The organism is Pseudomonas sp. PDM01, assembly GCF_014852325.1.
GTDB classification, from domain to species: Bacteria; Pseudomonadota; Gammaproteobacteria; order Pseudomonadales; family Pseudomonadaceae; genus Aquipseudomonas; species Aquipseudomonas migulae.
In genome coordinates this window covers 1-19945 of sequence record NZ_JACVBK010000016.1, presented here as the reverse complement: position 1 = coordinate 19945, position 19945 = coordinate 1, and the positions used below count along the sequence as shown (strand labels likewise).

At 54.9% G+C, this 19945-nt stretch carries 16 protein-coding genes and 4 tRNA genes; all 20 read right to left on the bottom strand.

The genetic code is table 11. The annotated features are described in order from the left end of the window. Positions 1-4: 4 nt before the first annotated feature. Positions 5-316, bottom strand: a complete 312-nt coding sequence (rpsJ, locus tag IB246_RS28080) for a 30S ribosomal protein S10 (protein ID WP_003186070.1) — start codon at positions 314-316, stop codon at positions 5-7. A gap of 156 nt (positions 317-472) precedes the next feature. Further along, positions 473-1666 (bottom strand): elongation factor Tu, encoded by a 1194-nt coding sequence (tuf, locus tag IB246_RS28075; RefSeq protein ID WP_008030895.1) that lies wholly within the window; start codon positions 1664-1666, stop codon positions 473-475. Positions 1667-1696: 30 nt separating this feature from the next. Continuing rightward, complete coding sequence (fusA, locus tag IB246_RS28070; protein ID WP_008030893.1) at positions 1697-3802, bottom strand: elongation factor G; 2106 nt, start codon at positions 3800-3802, stop codon at positions 1697-1699. Between the two features lie 30 nt (positions 3803-3832). Next, a complete protein-coding gene (gene rpsG, locus IB246_RS28065) occupies positions 3833-4303 on the bottom strand; it encodes a 30S ribosomal protein S7 (RefSeq protein WP_002555493.1) in 471 nt (156 codons plus the stop codon). A 119-nt stretch (positions 4304-4422) separates the two neighbouring features. Then, positions 4423-4794, bottom strand: coding sequence for a 30S ribosomal protein S12 (gene rpsL, locus IB246_RS28060; protein WP_002555494.1), 372 nt, complete (start codon positions 4792-4794; stop codon positions 4423-4425). A gap of 215 nt (positions 4795-5009) precedes the next feature. Next, the gene (gene rpoC, locus IB246_RS28055) at positions 5010-9209 is read right to left on the bottom strand and encodes a DNA-directed RNA polymerase subunit beta' (RefSeq protein WP_008030891.1); all 4200 of its coding nucleotides are present in this window, start codon (positions 9207-9209) and stop codon (positions 5010-5012) included. 64 nt (positions 9210-9273) lie between these two features. After that, positions 9274-13347, bottom strand: a complete 4074-nt coding sequence (rpoB, locus tag IB246_RS28050) for a DNA-directed RNA polymerase subunit beta (protein ID WP_008030889.1) — start codon at positions 13345-13347, stop codon at positions 9274-9276. Positions 13348-13567: 220 nt separating this feature from the next. Continuing rightward, complete coding sequence (gene rplL, locus IB246_RS28045) at positions 13568-13933, bottom strand: 50S ribosomal protein L7/L12 (RefSeq protein ID WP_008030886.1); 366 nt, start codon at positions 13931-13933, stop codon at positions 13568-13570. A gap of 75 nt (positions 13934-14008) precedes the next feature. Continuing rightward, positions 14009-14509 (bottom strand): 50S ribosomal protein L10, encoded by a 501-nt coding sequence (gene rplJ, locus IB246_RS28040; protein ID WP_008030884.1) that lies wholly within the window; start codon positions 14507-14509, stop codon positions 14009-14011. A 198-nt stretch (positions 14510-14707) separates the two neighbouring features. Beyond that, positions 14708-15403, bottom strand: coding sequence for a 50S ribosomal protein L1 (rplA, locus tag IB246_RS28035; protein WP_008041297.1), 696 nt, complete (start codon positions 15401-15403; stop codon positions 14708-14710). After that, a complete protein-coding gene (gene rplK / locus IB246_RS28030; protein ID WP_008030880.1) occupies positions 15403-15834 on the bottom strand; it encodes a 50S ribosomal protein L11 in 432 nt (143 codons plus the stop codon). The genes rplA and rplK overlap by 1 nt, the downstream gene beginning before the upstream one ends. 117 nt (positions 15835-15951) lie before the next feature. Continuing rightward, entirely contained in the window at positions 15952-16485 is a 534-nt protein-coding gene (nusG, locus tag IB246_RS28025) for a transcription termination/antitermination protein NusG (protein WP_007896622.1), read from the bottom strand. A 9-nt stretch (positions 16486-16494) separates the two neighbouring features. Then, the gene (gene secE, locus IB246_RS28020) at positions 16495-16863 is read right to left on the bottom strand and encodes a preprotein translocase subunit SecE (RefSeq protein WP_007896620.1); all 369 of its coding nucleotides are present in this window, start codon (positions 16861-16863) and stop codon (positions 16495-16497) included. A gap of 45 nt (positions 16864-16908) precedes the next feature. Beyond that, a tRNA-Trp gene (locus tag IB246_RS28015) sits at positions 16909-16984 on the bottom strand. 173 nt (positions 16985-17157) lie between these two features. Continuing rightward, positions 17158-17233 (bottom strand) — tRNA-Thr (locus tag IB246_RS28010). Positions 17234-17259: 26 nt separating this feature from the next. After that, positions 17260-17333 (bottom strand) — tRNA-Gly (locus tag IB246_RS28005). A 24-nt stretch (positions 17334-17357) separates the two neighbouring features. Further along, a tRNA-Tyr gene (locus IB246_RS28000) sits at positions 17358-17442 on the bottom strand. A gap of 142 nt (positions 17443-17584) precedes the next feature. Then, complete coding sequence (locus tag IB246_RS27995) at positions 17585-18025, bottom strand: hypothetical protein (protein ID WP_008041291.1); 441 nt, start codon at positions 18023-18025, stop codon at positions 17585-17587. Positions 18026-18032: 7 nt separating this feature from the next. Beyond that, complete coding sequence (locus IB246_RS27990; RefSeq protein ID WP_008041289.1) at positions 18033-18782, bottom strand: pantothenate kinase; 750 nt, start codon at positions 18780-18782, stop codon at positions 18033-18035. Next, on the bottom strand, positions 18772-19731 hold the full coding sequence (gene birA, locus IB246_RS27985) for a bifunctional biotin--[acetyl-CoA-carboxylase] ligase/biotin operon repressor BirA (RefSeq protein WP_008041288.1): 960 nt from the start codon (positions 19729-19731) through the stop codon (positions 18772-18774). The genes IB246_RS27990 and birA overlap by 11 nt, the downstream gene beginning before the upstream one ends. Positions 19732-19945: the final 214 nt, after the last annotated feature.

The following is a 19945-nucleotide window of genomic DNA, read 5'->3' as shown; positions in this document are numbered from 1 at the left end:
AGTCTTAGCCGAGGCTGATCTGCACTTCCACACCGGCCGCAAGATCAAGCTTCATAAGAGCATCAACGGTTTTATCCGTTGGCTGGACGATGTCCAGAACGCGCTTATGAGTACGGATCTCGTACTGGTCACGCGCGTCTTTGTTGACGTGCGGGGAGACCAGAACGGTGAACCGCTCTTTACGGGTAGGCAGTGGAATTGGACCACGCACTTGAGCACCAGTACGTTTCGCGGTTTCCACGATTTCCTGGGTGGATTGGTCGATCAGGCGATGGTCAAAAGCCTTCAACCTGATACGGATTTGCTGATTTTGCATTGGATTTCAGACTCCGGCTGCTATTCCCACCGGGCGCAATACGCCCGTTAAAAGGAGGCGCAATTCTATAGACGCCCCAGATAGGTGTCAACCCAATAAAAAAGCCCCCGCTAAGCGGGGGCTTTTTCAACTCATCAAAGCTTACTCAAAAAGAGCTTACTCGATGATTTTGGCTACGACGCCAGCGCCGACGGTACGACCGCCTTCACGGATAGCGAAACGCAGACCGTCTTCCATTGCGATGGTTTTGATCAGGGTAACAGTCATCTGAATGTTGTCACCTGGCATTACCATTTCAACGCCTTCTGGCAGCTCGCAGTTACCAGTCACGTCAGTAGTACGGAAGTAGAACTGCGGACGGTAGCCTTTGAAGAACGGAGTATGACGACCGCCTTCTTCCTTGCTCAGAACGTAAACTTCTGCGGTGAACTTGGTGTGCGGCTTAACCGAACCTGGCTTAACCAGAACCTGGCCACGCTCAACGTCGTCACGCTTGGTACCACGCAGCAGAACGCCGCAGTTCTCGCCAGCACGACCTTCGTCGAGCAGTTTGCGGAACATTTCAACACCGGTGCAGGTGGTGACGGTGGTGTCACGCAGACCAACGATTTCCAGTGGATCCTGAACGCGAACGATACCGCGCTCGATACGGCCAGTCACAACAGTACCACGACCCGAGATCGAGAATACGTCTTCGATTGGCATCAGGAACGGCTTGTCGGTCAGACGAACTGGCTCTGGGATGTAGCTATCCAGAGTTTCAACCAGTTTACGAACGGCAGTGGTGCCCATTTCGTTTTCGTCGTTGCCTTCCAGAGCCATACGAGCAGAACCGATGATGATCGGAGTGTCGTCACCTGGGAAGTCGTAAGTGCTGAGCAGATCGCGAACTTCCATCTCAACCAGTTCCAGCAGCTCTGCGTCGTCTACCAGGTCAGCCTTGTTCAGGAAAACCACGATGTACGGAACGCCTACCTGACGGGACAGCAGGATGTGCTCACGGGTTTGTGGCATCGGACCATCAGCGGCCGAGCAAACCAGGATAGCGCCGTCCATCTGAGCAGCACCGGTGATCATGTTCTTCACATAGTCAGCGTGACCTGGGCAGTCAACGTGAGCGTAGTGACGGATCAGCGAGTTGTATTCAACGTGCGCGGTGTTGATGGTGATACCACGAGCTTTCTCTTCTGGTGCGCTGTCGATCTTGTCGAAGTCAACACGAGCCGAACCGAAAACTTCGGAGCAGACGCGAGTCAGAGCAGCAGTCAGAGTAGTTTTACCGTGGTCAACGTGACCGATGGTGCCAACGTTGACGTGCGGAAGGGAACGATCAAATTTTTCTTTAGCCACGACAATTAACTCCTAGCCTAAAGGACTGAATCAGCCTTGTTTTTTGGTTACAGTTTCGACGATGTGCGACGGAGCTGTATTGTATTTTTTGAATTCCATAGAGTAGCTTGCGCGACCTTGGGACATGGAACGAACGTCGGTCGCATAACCGAACATCTCGCCCAACGGAACCTCGGCACGAATTACTTTACCGGAAACCGTATCTTCCATACCCAGGATCATGCCGCGACGACGGTTAAGGTCGCCCATCACGTCACCCATATAGTCTTCAGGTGTAACAACCTCTACAGCCATGATCGGCTCAAGCAACTCACCACCGCCCTTCTGGGCCAGTTGCTTGGTCGCCATGGAAGCAGCCACCTTAAACGCCATCTCGTTCGAGTCGACGTCATGGTAGGAACCATCAAACACGGTAGCCTTCAGGCCGATCAGCGGATAGCCGGCAACAACGCCGTTCTTCATCTGCTCTTCGATACCCTTCTGGATAGCCGGGATGTATTCCTTAGGAACCACACCACCCACTACTTCGTTCAGGAATTGCAGACCTTCCTGACCTTCGTCAGCAGGAGCAAAGCGAATCCAGCAATGACCGAACTGGCCACGACCGCCGGACTGACGAACGAACTTGCCTTCGATTTCGCAGCTCTTCGTGATGCGCTCACGGTACGAAACTTGAGGCTTACCGATGTTGGCTTCGACGTTGAACTCACGGCGCATCCGGTCAACCAGGATGTCCAGGTGCAACTCGCCCATGCCGGAGATGATCGTTTGACCAGTCTCTTCATCAGTCTTGACGCGGAAAGACGGGTCTTCCTGAGCAAGTTTGCCCAGAGCGATACCCATTTTTTCCTGGTCATCCTTGGTCTTAGGCTCTACGGCAACCGAAATAACCGGCTCCGGGAAGTCCATGCGAACCAGGATGATTGGCTTGTCAGCGTTGCACAAAGTCTCACCAGTGGTGACGTCCTTCATGCCGATCAAGGCCGCGATGTCACCAGCGCGAACTTCCTTGATCTCTTCGCGGGCGTTTGCGTGCATTTGCACCATACGACCCACACGCTCTTTCTTGCCTTTAACCGAGTTGATCACGCCGTCGCCGGAGGCCAACACGCCCGAGTAAACTCGAACAAAGGTCAAAGTACCCACGAATGGGTCGGTAGCGATCTTGAACGCCAGAGCCGAGAACGGCTCGCTGTCGTCTGCGTGACGCTCCATTTCCTTGGTCTCGTCATCCGGGTCAGTACCCTTGATGGCAGGAATGTCGGTAGGAGCAGGCAGATAGTCGATAACGGCGTCGAGAACCAGGGGAACGCCCTTGTTCTTGAAGGAAGAACCGCAAACAGCCAGAACGATCTCGCCAGCAATAGTACGCTGACGCAGAGCGGCCTTGATTTCCGCGTTGGTGAGTTCTTCACCTTCGAGGTACTTGTTCATCAGCTCTTCGCTGGCTTCGGCCGCAGCTTCAATCATGTTGCTGCGCCACTCGTCAGCCAATTCCTGCAATTCAGCAGGGATAGGCTCGCGACGTGGAGTCATGCCTTTGTCAGCGTCATTCCAGTAAACAGCTTCCATGGACATCAGATCGATCTGACCCTGGAAGTTGTCTTCGGAACCGATAGCCAACTGGATTGGCACCGGAGTGTGACCGAGACGCTGCTTGATCTGACCGATCACGCGCAGGAAGTTTGCACCAGCACGGTCCATCTTGTTTACGTAAACAAGACGTGGAACGCCGTACTTGTTGGCCTGACGCCATACGGTTTCCGACTGAGGCTCAACACCCGAGGTACCGCAGAACACAACGACCGCGCCGTCGAGAACACGCAGGGAACGTTCAACTTCAATAGTGAAGTCAACGTGGCCCGGGGTGTCGATGACGTTGAAGCGATACTGATCTTTGTGCTGCTTCTCGGAACCCTGCCAGAAGGCGGTAATAGCAGCAGAAGTAATGGTAATACCACGCTCCTGCTCCTGCACCATCCAGTCTGTGGTCGCGGCGCCGTCATGCACCTCGCCCATTTTGTGACTTTTGCCAGTGTAAAAAAGGACGCGCTCGGTGGTGGTGGTTTTACCAGCATCCACGTGAGCAACGATACCAATGTTACGGTAGCGATTAATCGGTGTAGTACGAGCCATAAAGCCCTCGCAAAATTAGTGACGCTAAAATTAGAAGCGGTAGTGCGAGAAAGCCTTGTTGGCTTCAGCCATACGGTGCACGTCTTCACGCTTCTTAACTGCAGCACCTTTGCCTTCAGCAGCGTCCAACAGTTCGCCAGCCAAACGCAGAGCCATAGACTTCTCGCCGCGCTTACGGGCGAAGTCTACCAACCAGCGCATTGCCAGAGCGTTACGACGGGACGGACGAACTTCGACCGGAACCTGGTAAGTAGCACCGCCTACACGGCGCGACTTTACTTCGACCAGCGGAGCGATGGCGTCGAGAGCTTTCTCGAAGATTTCCAGGGGGTCGCTGTTCTTGCGTTCTTTAACCTTCTCCAGCGCGCCATAAACGATACGCTCGGCAACGGCTTTCTTGCCGCTTTCCATCACGTGGTTCATGAACTTGGCCAGGATTTGGCTTCCGTATTTTGGATCGTCAAGCACTTCGCGCTTGGCTGCTACGCGTCTTCTTGGCATGGATAAGCCCTCAAACGGTCTTCAGGTTCGCTCGGAATCGGTGCCCTTTCGGGACGCCTCCGACCTTACTCTTATCGACTCAGAAAAATAGATGATTCAGTTTTTACAAAAAGCCACTACTACTTAGGCTTCTTGGTACCGTACTTCGAACGACCTTGGTTACGACCTTTAACGCCGGAAGTATCCAAAGAGCCGCGAACGGTGTGGTAACGAACACCTGGCAAGTCTTTTACACGACCGCCGCGGATCAGTACCACGCTGTGCTCTTGCAGGTTGTGGCCTTCACCGCCGATGTACGAGGAAACCTCGAAACCGTTGGTCAGACGCACACGGCATACTTTACGCAGTGCCGAGTTAGGTTTTTTCGGCGTGGTGGTATACACACGGGTGCATACGCCACGACGTTGCGGGCAGTTCTGCAGCGCAGGCACGTCGGATTTCTCGACGATACGCTTACGCGGCTGACGTACCAGCTGGTTGATAGTTGCCATCTACTAGCTCCACTGTTGTCTTGCGACGCTATTGTCTTGCAAGAAAAGCAAAATGGCAGGAACGAATTCCCGCCAAATTTAGGGGTACAAGAGTCTAAAGAGGATCTTGCCCCCAGTCAAGACAAGGCCCCGACCTTCCCGCTTATCCAACCTCGACAAAATGTCTTGATTCGATGAACGGAACGATCAGGGCCTTGGCTCATTTATCGCAGAACTCAGTTACCGCTCGAGTTCAGCGCTTCGGTCAGTGCAGCTTCCACTTCACTGGCGCTTACGCGCAACGGTTTGTCAGCATCACGACGGCGTTTACGCTCGCTGTGATAAGCCAGACCGGTACCAGCCGGGATCAGACGACCCACGACCACGTTTTCTTTCAGGCCACGCAGGTAATCGCGCTTGCCGGTTACCGCCGCTTCGGTCAGTACGCGAGTGGTTTCCTGGAAGGAAGCCGCCGAGATGAACGATTCGGTGGACAACGACGCCTTGGTGATACCCAGCAGCACGCGAGTGAACTTGGAAACGAATTTCTCGTCGTTCGCCAGGCGCTCGTTTTCTACCAGTACGTGAGTCAATTCCATCTGGTCGCCCTTGATGAAACTGGAATCGCCGGATTCAGCGATTTCAACTTTACGCAGCATCTGACGCAGGATGGTCTCGATGTGCTTGTCGTTGATCTTCACGCCTTGCAGACGGTAAACGTCCTGGATCTCGTTCACGATGTACTTGGCCAGCGCACTTACACCCAGCAGACGCAGGATGTCGTGTGGATCGCTCGGGCCGTCGGAGATAACTTCGCCGCGGTTTACCTGTTCGCCTTCGAAGACGTTCAGGTGACGCCACTTCGGAATCAGCTCTTCGTACGGATCGCTACCGTCGTTCGGAGTGATGACCAGACGGCGCTTGCCTTTGGTCTCTTTACCGAACGCGATGGTGCCGCTGACTTCAGCCAGAATCGAGGCTTCTTTCGGACGACGGGCTTCGAACAAGTCGGCAACACGCGGCAGACCACCGGTGATGTCACGGGTCTTCGAAGTCTCTTGCGGAATACGAGCGATAACATCACCGATCGCGATTTTCGCACCGTCCGCAACACCGACCAGGGCGTTGGCTGGCAGGAAGTACTGAGCGATAACGTCAGTGCCTGGCAGCAACAGATCCTTGCCGTTGTCATCAACCATCTTCACAGCAGGACGGATATCTTTACCGGCAGCTGGACGGTCTTTGGCGTCGAGGACTTCAATGTTGGTCATACCGGTCAATTCGTCAGTCTGACGCTTGATCGTGATGCCTTCTTCCATGCCCACGTAGGTCACGGTACCTTTCATTTCGGTAACGATTGGGTGAGTGTGCGGATCCCACTTGGCCACGATTGCGCCAGCGTCGACCTTGTCACCTTCTTTAACCGAAATCACAGCACCGTACGGCAGCTTGTAACGCTCGCGCTCACGACCGAAGTCATCAGCGATTGCCAGCTCACCGGAACGGGACACAGCAACCAGGCAACCATCCACTCGCTCAACGTGCTTCAGGTTGTGCAGACGGACGGTACCGCCATTCTTCACCTGAACGCTGTCAGCTGCGGAGGTCCGGCTTGCCGCACCACCGATGTGGAACGTACGCATGGTCAGCTGGGTACCCGGCTCACCGATGGACTGGGCAGCGATAACGCCGACCGCTTCACCGATGTTCACCTGGTGACCACGAGCCAAGTCACGGCCGTAGCACTTGGCGCAAATGCCATAGCGGGTTTCGCAGCTGATCGGCGAACGCACGATCACTTCGTCGATGCTGTTCAGCTCGATGAACTCGACCCACTTCTCGTCTACCAGAGTGCCGGCAGGAACGATAACTTCCTCGGTACCTGGCTTGAATACGTCACGGGCAATGACACGACCCAATACGCGCTCACCCAACGGCTCAACAACGTCACCGCCTTCAATGTGCGGAGTCATTACCAGGCCATGTTCGGTGCCGCAATCGATCTCGGTCACCACCAGATCCTGCGCCACGTCTACCAGACGACGAGTCAGGTAACCGGAGTTCGCAGTTTTCAACGCGGTATCCGCCAAACCTTTACGAGCACCGTGAGTCGAGATGAAGTACTGAAGTACGCTCAAACCTTCACGGAAGTTCGCAGTAATCGGCGTTTCGATGATGGAACCGTCCGGCTTGGCCATCAGGCCACGCATACCGGCGAGCTGACGGATCTGCGCAGCAGAACCCCGTGCGCCCGAGTCGGCCATCATGTACATCGAGTTGAAGGACTCTTGGTCGACTTCGACGCCATGACGGTCGATGACTTTCTCTTTCGAGAGGTTGGCCATCATCGCCTTGGAAACTTCGTCGTTCGCCTTGGACCAAAGGTCGATCACTTTGTTGTACTTCTCGCCCTGGGTTACGAGGCCGGAGGCGTACTGACTTTCGATCTCTTTCACTTCGTCGGTAGCAGCACCGATGATGCGGGCTTTTTCATCCGGGATAACGAAGTCGTTAACACCGATGGAAACGCCGGAAATAGTCGAATAGGCAAAACCGGTGTACATCAACTGGTCAGCGAAGATCACGGTCTCTTTCAAACCAACCACGCGGTAGCACTGGTTGATCAGCTTGGAGATCGCCTTTTTCTTCATCGGCAGGTTGACGACGTCGTACGACAGACCTTTTGGTACAACCTGGAACAACAGCGCACGGCCGACAGTGGTGTCGACGATACGAGTGTTGGTCACGCTGCCGCCATCACGGTCATTGACGGTTTCGTTGATCCGCACTTTGACTTTTGCGTGCAGCGCGGCTTCGCCGGCACGGAACACACGGTCAACTTCCTGCAGATCCGCGAACACACGACCTTCGCCCTTGGCGTTGATCGCTTCACGAGTCATGTAGTACAGACCCAATACAACGTCCTGCGACGGAACGATGATTGGCTCACCGTTGGCTGGCGACAGAATGTTGTTGGTCGACATCATCAACGCACGCGCTTCCAACTGGGCTTCCAGTGTCAGCGGTACGTGCACGGCCATTTGGTCGCCGTCGAAGTCGGCGTTGTACGCAGCACAGACCAGAGGGTGCAGCTGGATAGCCTTACCTTCGATCAGAACTGGTTCAAACGCCTGGATACCCAGACGGTGAAGGGTCGGTGCACGGTTGAGAAGCACTGGGTGTTCGCGGATAACTTCAGCGAGAACATCCCAAACTTCCGGCAGCTCGCGCTCAACCATCTTCTTCGCAGCTTTGATGGTGGTAGCGAGACCACGCATTTCCAGCTTGCCGAAAATGAACGGTTTGAACAGCTCGAGAGCCATTTTCTTCGGCAGACCGCACTGGTGCAGACGCAGGGTCGGACCTACGGTAATTACCGAACGACCCGAGTAGTCAACACGCTTACCGAGCAAGTTCTGACGGAAACGACCTTGCTTACCCTTGATCATGTCAGCCAGGGATTTCAGAGGACGCTTGTTGGAACCGGTGATAGCGCGACCACGACGACCGTTGTCGAGCAGTGCATCGACGGCTTCCTGCAACATACGCTTTTCGTTGCGCACGATGATGTCCGGAGCGGACAGATCGAGCAGACGCTTCAAGCGGTTGTTACGGTTGATCACTCGACGATACAGATCGTTGAGGTCGGAAGTCGCGAAGCGACCGCCATCCAGCGGGACCAGTGGACGCAGATCTGGCGGCAGAACCGGCAGAACGGTCAGCACCATCCATTCTGGAAGGTTGCCGGAACCCTGGAAGGCTTCCATCAACTTCAGACGCTTGGACAGCTTCTTGATTTTGGTTTCGGAGTTGGTTTGCGGAATTTCTTCACGCAGACGACCAATCTCGTGTTCCAGGTCGATAGCGTGCAGCAGTTCGCGGACAGCTTCGGCACCCATGCGGGCATCGAAATCGTCGCCGAACTCTTCCAGCGCTTCGAAGTACTGCTCATCGTTCAGCAGCTGACCTTTTTCAAGGGTGGTCATGCCTGGATCGATAACGACATAGCTCTCGAAATAGAGAACGCGTTCGATATCACGCAGGGTCATGTCCATCAGCAAGCCGATACGCGACGGCAGCGATTTCAAGAACCAGATGTGGGCAACTGGCGAGGCCAGTTCGATGTGCGCCATGCGCTCACGACGAACTTTAGCCAGCGCGACTTCAACGCCGCACTTCTCGCAGATCACACCACGGTGCTTCAAGCGCTTGTACTTACCGCACAGGCACTCGTAATCCTTTACCGGGCCAAAGATCTTGGCGCAGAACAGGCCGTCACGCTCAGGTTTGAACGTACGGTAGTTGATGGTTTCCGGCTTTTTAACTTCACCGAACGACCACGAACGGATCATCTCAGGCGATGCCAATCCAATACGGATGGCGTCGAACTCTTCGACTTGACCCTGGTTTTTCAGCAAATTCAGTAGGTCTTTCAAGGCCTTTCCTCCTGGCGGAGCAGAGAGCGGGCAATCCTGCCCCGCTCTCGATTCGCGTCACGTGTTATTCGGTTTCCAGATCGATATCGATGCCGAGGGAACGAATTTCCTTGATCAACACGTTGAAGGACTCGGGCATGCCCGGCTCCATACGGTGATCGCCATCCACGATGTTTTTGTACATCTTGGTACGGCCGTTCACATCGTCCGACTTCACTGTGAGCATTTCTTGCAGAGTGTAAGCGGCACCGTATGCTTCCAGTGCCCAGACCTCCATCTCCCCGAAACGCTGACCACCGAACTGTGCCTTACCACCCAGCGGCTGCTGGGTAACCAGGCTGTACGAACCGGTAGAACGAGCGTGCATCTTGTCGTCTACCAAGTGGTTCAGCTTCAGCATGTACATGTAGCCAACAGTAACCGGGCGCTCGAACTTGTTGCCGGTACGGCCGTCGGTCAGCTGCATCTGGCCGCTTTCTGGCAGGTCTGCCAGTTTCAGCATGGCCTTGATTTCGCTTTCCTTGGCGCCGTCGAACACTGGAGTGGCCATTGGAACGCCGCCACGCAGGTTCTTCGCCAGATCCAGGATTTCCTGATCAGAGAAGCTATCCAGATCTTCGTTACGACCGCCGATCTCGTTGTAGATCTCGTGCAGGAACTTGCGAAGCTCGGCGACTTTGCGCTGCTCTTCGATCATCCGGTTGATCTTCTCGCCCAGACCTTTGGCCGCGAGGCCCAGGTGGGTTTCAAGGATCTGACCAACGTTCATACGCGAAGGTACGCCCAACGGGTTGAGGACGACGTCGACCGGGGTGCCATTGGCATCGTGCGGCATGTCTTCAACCGGCATGATCACGGAGACCACACCTTTGTTACCGTGACGACCGGCCATCTTGTCGCCCGGCTGGATGCGGCGACGGATTGCCAGGTAAACCTTGACGATTTTCAGCACGCCTGGAGCCAGGTCATCGCCCTGCTGCAGTTTGCGCTTCTTGTCTTCGAACTTGTCGTCCAGCAGACGGCGGCGATCAACGATGTAGGCCTGAGCCTTCTCGAGCTGCTCGTTCAGAGCATCTTCAGCCATGCGCAGCTTGAACCACTGACCATGCTCAAGGCCGTCGAGAACTTCGTCGGTGATGTCCTGACCTTTCTTCAGACCGGCGCCGCCTTCGGCTTTATGGCCGACCAGAGCGGAACGCAGACGTTCGAAAGTGGCGCCTTCAACGATACGGAACTCTTCGTTCAGATCCTTGCGGATCTCGTCGAGCTGAGTCTTCTCGATCGACAGTGCACGAGCATCACGCTCAACGCCGTCGCGGGTGAAGACCTGTACGTCGATGACAGTACCCTTGGTACCGGTAGGTACACGCAGGGAGGTGTCTTTAACGTCGCTGGCTTTTTCACCGAAGATGGCACGCAGCAGCTTCTCTTCCGGAGTCAGTTGAGTCTCGCCTTTCGGAGTGACCTTACCGACCAGAATGTCGCCTGCGCCAACTTCAGCACCTACGTAAACGATACCGGCTTCGTCCAGTTTGTTCAGTGCAGCTTCACCCACGTTAGGGATGTCTGCAGTGATTTCCTCAGGCCCAAGCTTGGTGTCACGTGCCACACAGGTCAGTTCCTGAATGTGGATCGTGGTGAAGCGATCTTCCTGAACAACACGCTCGGACAGGCAGATGGAGTCTTCGAAGTTGAAGCCGTTCCATGCCATGAACGCGATGCGCATGTTCTGACCCAGAGCCAGCTCACCCATGTCGGTGGACGGACCGTCGGCCATGATGTCGCTGCGCTGGACCCGATCACCTTTACGCACCAGCGGACGCTGGTTGATGCAGGTGTTCTGGTTAGAGCGGGTGTATTTGGTCAGGTTGTAGATGTCGACACCAGCTTCGCCGGTTTCAACTTCGTCATCAGCAACACGAACCACGATACGGCTGGCGTCCACGGAATCGATAACGCCGCCACGACGAGCCACGACGCAAACGCCGGAGTCACGAGCTACGTTACGCTCCATGCCGGTACCGACCAGCGGCTTGTCAGCGCGCAGGGTTGGTACAGCTTGACGCTGCATGTTCGAACCCATCAACGCACGGTTGGCGTCGTCGTGCTCGAGGAACGGGATCAGCGACGCTGCAACCGAAACTACCTGCTTCGGCGATACGTCCATCAAGGTGACGTCTTCCGGCGCCTTGACGGTGAACTCGTTCAAGTGACGAACAGCTACCAGCTCGTCGATCAGGACTTTCTTGTCGTTCATCGTGGCCGAAGCCTGAGCGATCACGTGATCAGCTTCTTCGATGGCGGACAGGAACACGATCTCGTCGGTGACCAGAGCGTCTTTCACCACACGGTACGGGCTCTCGAGGAAGCCGTACTGGTTGGTGCGCGCATAGGCGGCCAGGGAGTTGATCAGACCGATGTTCGGACCTTCCGGCGTTTCGATCGGGCATACACGACCGTAGTGAGTCGGGTGTACGTCACGAACTTCAAAGCCGGCACGCTCACGAGTCAAACCGCCAGGGCCGAGTGCTGACACACGACGCTTGTGGGTGATCTCGGACAGCGGGTTGTTCTGGTCCATGAACTGGGACAGCTGGCTGGAACCGAAGAACTCTTTCACCGCCGCAGCCACGGGCTTGGCGTTGATCAGGTCTTGCGGCATCAGGCCTTCGCTTTCAGCCATCGACAGACGCTCTTTGACCGCACGCTCAACACGTACCAGGCCAACGCGGAACTGGTTCTCGGCCATTTCGCCTACGCAGCGAACACGACGGTTACCCAGGTGGTCGATGTCATCGACGATGCCTTTACCGTTACGGATGTCGACCAGAGTCTTCAGAACCGCGACGATGTCTTCTTTGCACAACACGCCCGAACCTTCGATCTCGGTACGACCGATACGACGGTTGAACTTCATCCGGCCGACCGCAGACAGGTCATAGCGCTCAGGGCTGAAGAACAGGTTGTTGAACAGAGTCTCGGCAGCGTCTTTGGTTGGCGGCTCGCCTGGACGCATCATGCGATAGATCTCGACCAGCGCTTCCAATTGGTTGCTGGTGGAGTCGATCTTCAGGGTGTCGGAGACGAACGGACCGCAGTCGATATCGTTGGTGTACAGAGTTTCGATGCGGACAACTTGAGCCTTGGCGATTTTCGCCAGGATTTCGGTGTTCAGCTCGGTGTTGCACTCTGCCAGGATTTCGCCGGTTGCCGGATGCACGATGACCTTGGCGGTAGTGCGACCCAGGACGTAGTCCAGAGGCACTTGCAGCTCTTTGATCCCGGCTTTTTCCAGCTGGTTGATGTGGCGAGCGGTGATACGACGACCTTGCTCGACAATAACCTTGCCTTTGTCATCCAGGATATCCAGGACAGCAATTTCACCACGCAGGCGCTGAGGCACCAGTTCCAGGCTGAGGTTTTCACCTTGCACGTGGAAGACGTTGGTGGTGTAGAACGCGTCGAGCACTTCTTCGGTGGTATAGCCGAGCGCGCGCAGCAGTACCGATGCAGGCAGCTTGCGACGACGGTCGATACGCACGAACACGCAGTCTTTCGGATCGAACTCGAAGTCCAACCACGAACCGCGGTAAGGAATGATGCGCGCGGAGTACAGCAGTTTGCCGGAGCTGTGCGTCTTGCCACGGTCGTGGTCGAAGAACACGCCCGGGGAACGGTGCAGCTGGGAAACGATTACACGCTCGGTACCGTTGATTACGAAGGTACCGTTCTCAGTCATCAGGGGAATTTCACCCATGTAGACTTCTTGCTCTTTGATGTCCTTGATCGCTTTGTTCGACGATTCTTTGTCGAAAATGATCAGGCGCACTTTTACCCGCAAAGGTACGGCATAAGTTACACCGCGCAATACGCATTCTTTGACATCAAATGCCGGTTCGCCCAGGCGATAACCGACGTACTCCAGCGCAGCATTGCCGGAGTAGCTGATGATCGGGAAAACGGATTTGAAGGCCGCATGCAGGCCCACGTCGCGGAACTGATCTTTAGTCGCTCCCGCTTGCAAGAATTCACGATACGAATCCAGCTGGATGGCCAGGAGGTACGGCACATCCATGACGTCCGGCAACTTGCTAAAGTCCTTGCGGATACGTTTTTTCTCAGTATATGAGTAAGCCATCAGCGTTCCCCAGCTTGGTCACCTGCTTGTTTGGCCCCTCCCGACGGGAGCAGCCAGAAAATCGTGCAAACCCCATGGTTTGCGCCACCGCATCGGGTGGTTACAACTCGTTATCAGCACCGACCCAGTCGGCTGCCAATAACGGAAAAAGGCCGGTGGCAAGAGCCACCAGCCATCAGCCTTTCGCTTAACGCTCGGGCTGGAGGAGCAAAGTCGATGCTTACTTCAGCTCGACTTTAGCGCCTGCTTCTTCCAGTACTGCTTTGGCTTTGTCAGCTGCGTCTTTGGCAACAGCTTCCAGAACCATGGCAGGAGCGCCGTCAACTACAGCCTTGGCTTCTTTCAGGCCCAGACCGGTCAGTTCACGTACAGCCTTGATCACGTTAACTTTCTTCTCGCCAGCTTCGGTCAGCATGACGTTGAATTCAGTTTGCTCTTCAACAACAGCGGCAGCAGCAGCTGGACCAGCCGATGCAGCAGCAGCGGTAACGCCGAATTTTTCTTCGAAAGCTTTGATCAGCTCAACAACTTCCATTACGGACATGTTGCCAACTGCTTCAAGGATATCGTTCTGAGAGATAGACATGAATCTAATTCCTGATATTGGGGACGGCCTACGCGACCATCGAAATAAACAAAAAACGCGAGAAGGAGACGAGCCTTAGGCTGCGGCAGCTTCTTTTTGGTCGCGAACTGCCGCCAGAGTACGAGCCAACTTGCTGGTAGCGCCTTGAATCACGCTCATCAGCTGAGAAATAGCTTCGTTACGGGTCGGCAGGGTTGCCAGTACGTCGATCTGATTAGCTGCGAGGAACTTGCCCTCGAACGCAGCTGCCTTGATCTCGAACTTATCCTGACCTTTTGCGAACTCTTTGAAGATACGAGCAGCAGCGCCCGGATGTTCTTTGGAGAATGCAATCAAGGTAGGGCCGGTGAACACGTCGTTGAGAACACTGTATTCAGTGTCGGCAACGGCGCGCTTGAGCAGGGTGTTACGTACAACACGTACGTAAACGCCAGCTTCACGAGCCTCTTTACGGAGTCCGGTCATTGCGCCTACTGTTACGCCACGGGCATCAGCCACGACAGCGGACAGAGCGACTTTGGCAGCCTCGTTGACTTCAGCGACGATGGCCTTCTTGTCTTCGAGTTTAATTGCCACGGGTTTAACTCCTGCTTGTTACCGTTTCATCCAACCGGAGCCGGATGTCGTTTTGGTGTCTGATTCGGTAAGGAACCGGGAGCACCATCTGCGTAGGCTTGAGGTTTAAGACTTGCGTCGCCTACGGTCTTGGATAGCCCCCGCCAGGCAGGGACCCCAATCTTTCAATTGGCGCAATCGCTTACGCCAACCTGTGTCTTACGCGTCGAGCGAGCTTTGGTCGATGACCAGACCTGGGCCCATAGTGGTGCTCAGGGTAACGCGCTTGACGTAAATGCCTTTCGAGGAAGCTGGCTTGATACGCTTCAGATCAGCGATCAGGGCTTCAACGTTTTCCTTCAGCTTGACGGCGTCGAAGCCAATCTTGCCAACGGAAGTGTGGATGATGCCGTTTTTGTCGGTGCGATAACGAACCTGACCAGCCTTGGCGTTTTTAACCGCGGTAGCTACGTCTGGAGTTACGGTGCCGACTTTAGGGTTAGGCATCAGGCCACGTGGACCGAGGATCTGACCCAACTGACCTACAACGCGCATTGCATCCGGGGATGCGATAACTACGTCATAGTTCAGGTCGCCGCCTTTCATTTCGGCAGCCAGGTCGTCCATACCTACGCGGTCAGCGCCGGCAGCCAGAGCGGCCTCAGCAGCTGGACCCTGGGTGAACACAGCAACGCGAACAGTCTTGCCAGTGCCGTGCGGCAGCACAGTAGCGCTACGAACGACCTGGTCGGATTTACGCGGGTCAACACCCAGGTTCACAGCAACGTCGAACGACTCGCTGAACTTGACAGTCGACAGCTCAGCCAGCAGAGCAGCAGCGTCTACAAAGTTGTAGGACTTGCCTGCTTCGATTTTGCCGGCGATAGCCTTTTGACGCTTGGTCAACTTAGCCATTACACACCCTCCACGTTAAGGCCCATGCTACGAGCAGAACCGGCGATGGTACGCACGGCTGCTTCCATATCAGCTGCAGTCAGATCCGCGTTTTTAACTTTCGCGATTTCTTCCAGCTGAGCACGAGTCACGGTGCCAACCTTAACGGTGTTCGGACGAGCGGAACCGCTAGTCAGACCAGCCGCCTTCTTCAGCAGAACCGAAGCAGGGGTGGATTTGGTTTCGAAAGTGAAGCTACGGTCGCTGTAGACAGTGATGATCACTGGAGTCGGCAGACCTGGCTCAATACCCTGAGTACGGGCGTTGAAAGCCTTGCAGAATTCCATGATGTTCACGCCGTGCTGACCCAGAGCAGGACCAACAGGTGGGCTTGGGTTAGCCTGAGCGGCCTTCACTTGCAGCTTGATGTAAGCGGTAATCTTCTTGGCCATGAGGCACTCCAATTACGGGTTCGAACGCCTCGAAAGGCTCCCCGGTTACTTGCGCGTTTATCCCAGTGACGACAAAACCCCACAGCCTAGGGCTGCGGGGTTGGGATGCTTGCTCAGCTAGACTTTTTCGACCTGGCTGAACTCTAGCTCTACCGGAGTAGAGCGACCGAAAATGAGCACTGCCACTTGGATCCGGCTCTTTTCGTAGTTAACTTCTTCAACCGTGCCGGTAAAGTCGGCAAACGGCCCGTCGTTGACACGTACCGACTCACCAGGCTCGAACAACGTCTTCGGCTTAGGCTTATCGCTACCATCAGCGACACGACGCAGAATCGCTTCTGCCTCTTTGTCTGTGATTGGTGCAGGCTTATCAGCGGTACCGCCGATGAAACCCATCACCCGAGGAGTATCCTTGACCAAGTGCCAAGTACCCTCGTTCATGTCCATCTGAACCAGCACATAACCTGGGAAGAACTTACGCTCGCTTTTGCGCTTCTGGCCATTACGCATTTCAACCACTTCTTCAGTGGGAACCAGAATTTCGCCAAAGCCATCTTCCATGCCAGCCAGCTTTACGCGCTCTACTAACGAGCGCATGACATGCTTCTCGTAACCGGAGTAAGCATGCACAACGTACCAACGCTTAGCCACGGGACACCCTTAGCCGACAATCAAGGAAACAAGCCAGCCGAGCAGGGAATCAAGACCCCACAACAGCAACGCCATAACCAACACAACAGCGACAACGATCAACGTGGTCTGCGTGGTTTCTTGGCGAGTTGGCCATACGACTTTACGAATCTCGGTGCGAGCTTCCTTAACCAGTACAAAGAAAGACTTGCCCTTGACTGTTTGCAGGCCTACGAAGGCAGCCACAGCAGCGATGACAAGCAATGCAAGTACGCGGTACAGGATCGGCGAAGCAGAGTAATACTGATTACCAACAACGCCAACAACCACCAAAGCGACTACTACTAGCCACTTGAGCAGATCGAAGCGAGAGCCTTGAGCTTCAGCTTTAGGAGTCATCTATGAAGATCCTGTGAAAAGAAAGCCAGACACACCAGGTGAATCTGGCAGGTCAGGAGGGAATCGAACCCCCAACCTACGGTTTTGGAGACCGTCGCTCTGCCAATTGAGCTACTGACCTAAAACAAAATCAGGCCGACCATTATGCCGACCCGAAAAAGACATTACAACACCTTACTCGACAGCCTCGCCCCTAAGACCAAAGCCACCCGCGCAACCAGCCAACAAAAAACAACAAGGCCTGATCGCAACCCTTAAAACAAAGGCAGATATTTTCATATCTGCCTTGTTATATGGAGCTCTTGAGCGGATTTGAACCGCTGACCTCACCCTTACCAAGGGTGTGCTCTACCAACTGAGCTACAAGAGCGTAACACTTTGCAGGACCTGCAAACTTGGAGCGGGTAGCGGGAATCGAACCCGCATCATCAGCTTGGAAGGCTGAGGTTCTACCACTAAACTATACCCGCGAGGCTTGCAGCTCTCGCTAAAAATGGTGGAGGGGGAAGGATTCGAACCTTCGAAGTCGTAGACGTCAGATTTACAGTCTGATCCCTTTGGCCGCTCGGGAACCCCTCCTAAGCGAGCCGGCATTCTATATCATGCCAGCCTTCTGTCAAGCATTTTCTCATTAAAAACCTGAGGTTAGCTGCGTTGACATCGCTTCGTTGTGTTTGCCGTTAAAGGCGTTCACTGCGAAGCGGGCGCCATTCTATTCAAACTATTCAGCGGGTGCAACCCCCTCGCACGGCATTATTTTATGTTTTAACTCATTGAATTCTCTAGAAAGGTTTTGCAGCTGAACCTCGCCCAGCCAACGCCGGCTTTCAGGGGCGATCCGAACCCAATAACCCGCGAATTCAAGATGATCCTTTGGCAGGAGCTGATACTTGATTTCCATGCCATTCAAGCGCCGCTCAACTGCCTGAACCGCTTCTTGACGAACAAAACCACCCAAGTACAAACAGCTATTGTCCGGCAGAGCGGCCTTCCCCTTATCAAGGACCGGATCAGCCGCCTCGCTCAACAAGCGAATATCCTGCTGCCCTCCCCTATACAAACTGAGAGGAGTGACATCCTTCGCGCGCAGAGGAGCCTCTTGTTGGTGCCAGATGTAATAGAACACATTCAAAACAAGCAGCAGCAGAAACAACCAACGCATAAGAACCTCAGGACAAAGGACATGCCATAGCCAAACCCACAAATACCAGGTCCGGAACCACTCTAGCCTCTGGCACAATCTCAGAAACCAACGCTGCATCCCCACCGGTCAGAAACACGGAGAAATCCGCCCCCCAGTAGCTACGCGCAAGCTCCAGCTGGGTCAGAACAAAGCCTCTAAGCATCAACGAGCACCCCCGCTCAACCGCTTCGACGGTTGTGCGACCTGGAACGAGACTCTCCATGGCGCGCTCAGCTGCCAGATCCCCATAACGAATTTTACGGGTATGGGTGCGCAATTGATTTCGCATCAATGGCATTCCCGGACAAATAAACCCCCCGAGATGCTCTCCATCACCGGCGATGAAATCCGCAGTGACAGCAGTACCAAAATCAAGCACCAGACATGCACCCGACGCTAATTGGAACCCCCCAAGCATCGCCAGCCAGCGGTCGAGCCCCAGGCGCTCGAACTCTTCATAGCCATTGCGAACCCCCGACATTTCGCGAGCGGGCGCAGCGCAAACTACTGACACTCCAAAAGTGTCGGTCAGCAGAGCAATCAATGCACCGGTCTCTTCTGGCGTTCGGACACTGACCAATCGGCAAAACTTGAGGGCGAGCCCCTTGAGCGCGCTCAAACTCTCCAGCAATGCAAGATTGGAGTCGACGACGCCCTCGCCAACCGTCTGGCGAGCATCAGCTTCAAGCACTCGCCACTTGATAAAACTGTTTCCGCAGTCGAGCTCAAGAATCATCACGCAACCTCAAGCTGAGCTCACCACCACTAAAGACTTTTTCCACACCGCCCACCTTCAAGCGCAGAGCACCCTGACTATCAATACCCAGTACCTCGCCATCTATATGGTTAACTCCGGCGATCAACGACACCGCCCGACCCTGCCACAGATGATTCTGCTCCCACTCAGCCTGGATAGCGGAAAATCCGCCGACTTGATGTCGACTCAAATATACCTGGAGCATCTGCCCCAACTGCGCGACCAAGTGATTGCGATCGAATGTCCGCCCCGACTCGAGCCGCAAGGACGTCCACTGCTGATCAACCTCTTCGGTCATCTGCATGTTCACATTGATCCCGACACCCAGAACCACATGACACACATCAGCAGGATCGCCTACCAACTCAAGCAGTATCCCCGCGAGCTTTTTTTGACCAACCAGAACATCATTGGGCCACTTCAAGCCTGCATCTGATACGCCCAGCGCTCGCAAGGTTTGCAAGACAGCAAGCCCAACAACAAGACTCAAGCCTTCCAACTGGCGCATGCCACCTTCAATACGCAGCACCAGACTGTAATAGATATTTTCCGCGAAAGGACTCGCCCACTTACGCCCGCGGCGCCCACGGCCAGACGTCTGCCGCTCGGCAAGCACAAGAAATGGCGCTACCTGACCGCGCTCTATTGCACGCAGCGCCTCGGCGTTAGTGGAGTCAATTGAATCGAAAACCAGAATGGGCCAATTACAAGAAGGCGCCTGCTCTGCTATTGCGACAGAGTCAAGCAGTGTCAACGGCGAGGCCAATTGATAACCACGCCCCCGCACCTTGTGGATGGACAAGCCAAGCTCAGCCTCGAGCAGCTGAAGCTGCTTCCACACAGCACTCCGACTGACACCTAAAGCGGTGCCCAGGGCCTGGCCTGAATGGAATCGGCCATCCTTAAGAAGCTTTAACAACGTCAGCATGCAAGTCTCGCCTCACAATGAGGCCCGCATGATAGCCATGCCTTGAGCCGTTGCATAGAAACCGTACTGGGCAGATTTTCTTGCGGACAAAACAAAACCCCAACTGCTTTCGCAATTGGGGTTTCGGAATTTAATCTTGACGATGACCTACTCTCACATGGGGAAACCCCACACTACCATCGGCGATGCATCGTTTCACTGCTGAGTTCGGGAT

Coding starts and splice junctions, on each gene's coding strand:
- rpsJ (WP_003186070.1), bottom strand. CDS start 316: ATGCAAAATCAGCAAATCCGTATCAGGTTGAAGGCTTTTGACCATCGC.
- fusA (WP_008030893.1), bottom strand. CDS start 3,802: ATGGCTCGTACTACACCGATTAATCGCTACCGTAACATTGGTATCGTT.
- rpsG (WP_002555493.1), bottom strand. CDS start 4,303: ATGCCAAGAAGACGCGTAGCAGCCAAGCGCGAAGTGCTTGACGATCCA.
- rpsL (WP_002555494.1), bottom strand. CDS start 4,794: ATGGCAACTATCAACCAGCTGGTACGTCAGCCGCGTAAGCGTATCGTC.
- rpoB (WP_008030889.1), bottom strand. CDS start 13,347: ATGGCTTACTCATATACTGAGAAAAAACGTATCCGCAAGGACTTTAGC.
- rplL (WP_008030886.1), bottom strand. CDS start 13,933: ATGTCTATCTCTCAGAACGATATCCTTGAAGCAGTTGGCAACATGTCC.
- rplA (WP_008041297.1), bottom strand. CDS start 15,403: ATGGCTAAGTTGACCAAGCGTCAAAAGGCTATCGCCGGCAAAATCGAA.
- rplK (WP_008030880.1), bottom strand. CDS start 15,834: ATGGCCAAGAAGATTACCGCTTACATCAAGCTGCAAGTGAAGGCCGCT.
- secE (WP_007896620.1), bottom strand. CDS start 16,863: ATGACTCCTAAAGCTGAAGCTCAAGGCTCTCGCTTCGATCTGCTCAAG.
- IB246_RS27995 (WP_008041291.1), bottom strand. CDS start 18,025: ATGCGTTGGTTGTTTCTGCTGCTGCTTGTTTTGAATGTGTTCTATTAC.
- IB246_RS27990 (WP_008041289.1), bottom strand. CDS start 18,782: ATGATTCTTGAGCTCGACTGCGGAAACAGTTTTATCAAGTGGCGAGTG.
- birA (WP_008041288.1), bottom strand. CDS start 19,731: ATGCTGACGTTGTTAAAGCTTCTTAAGGATGGCCGATTCCATTCAGGC.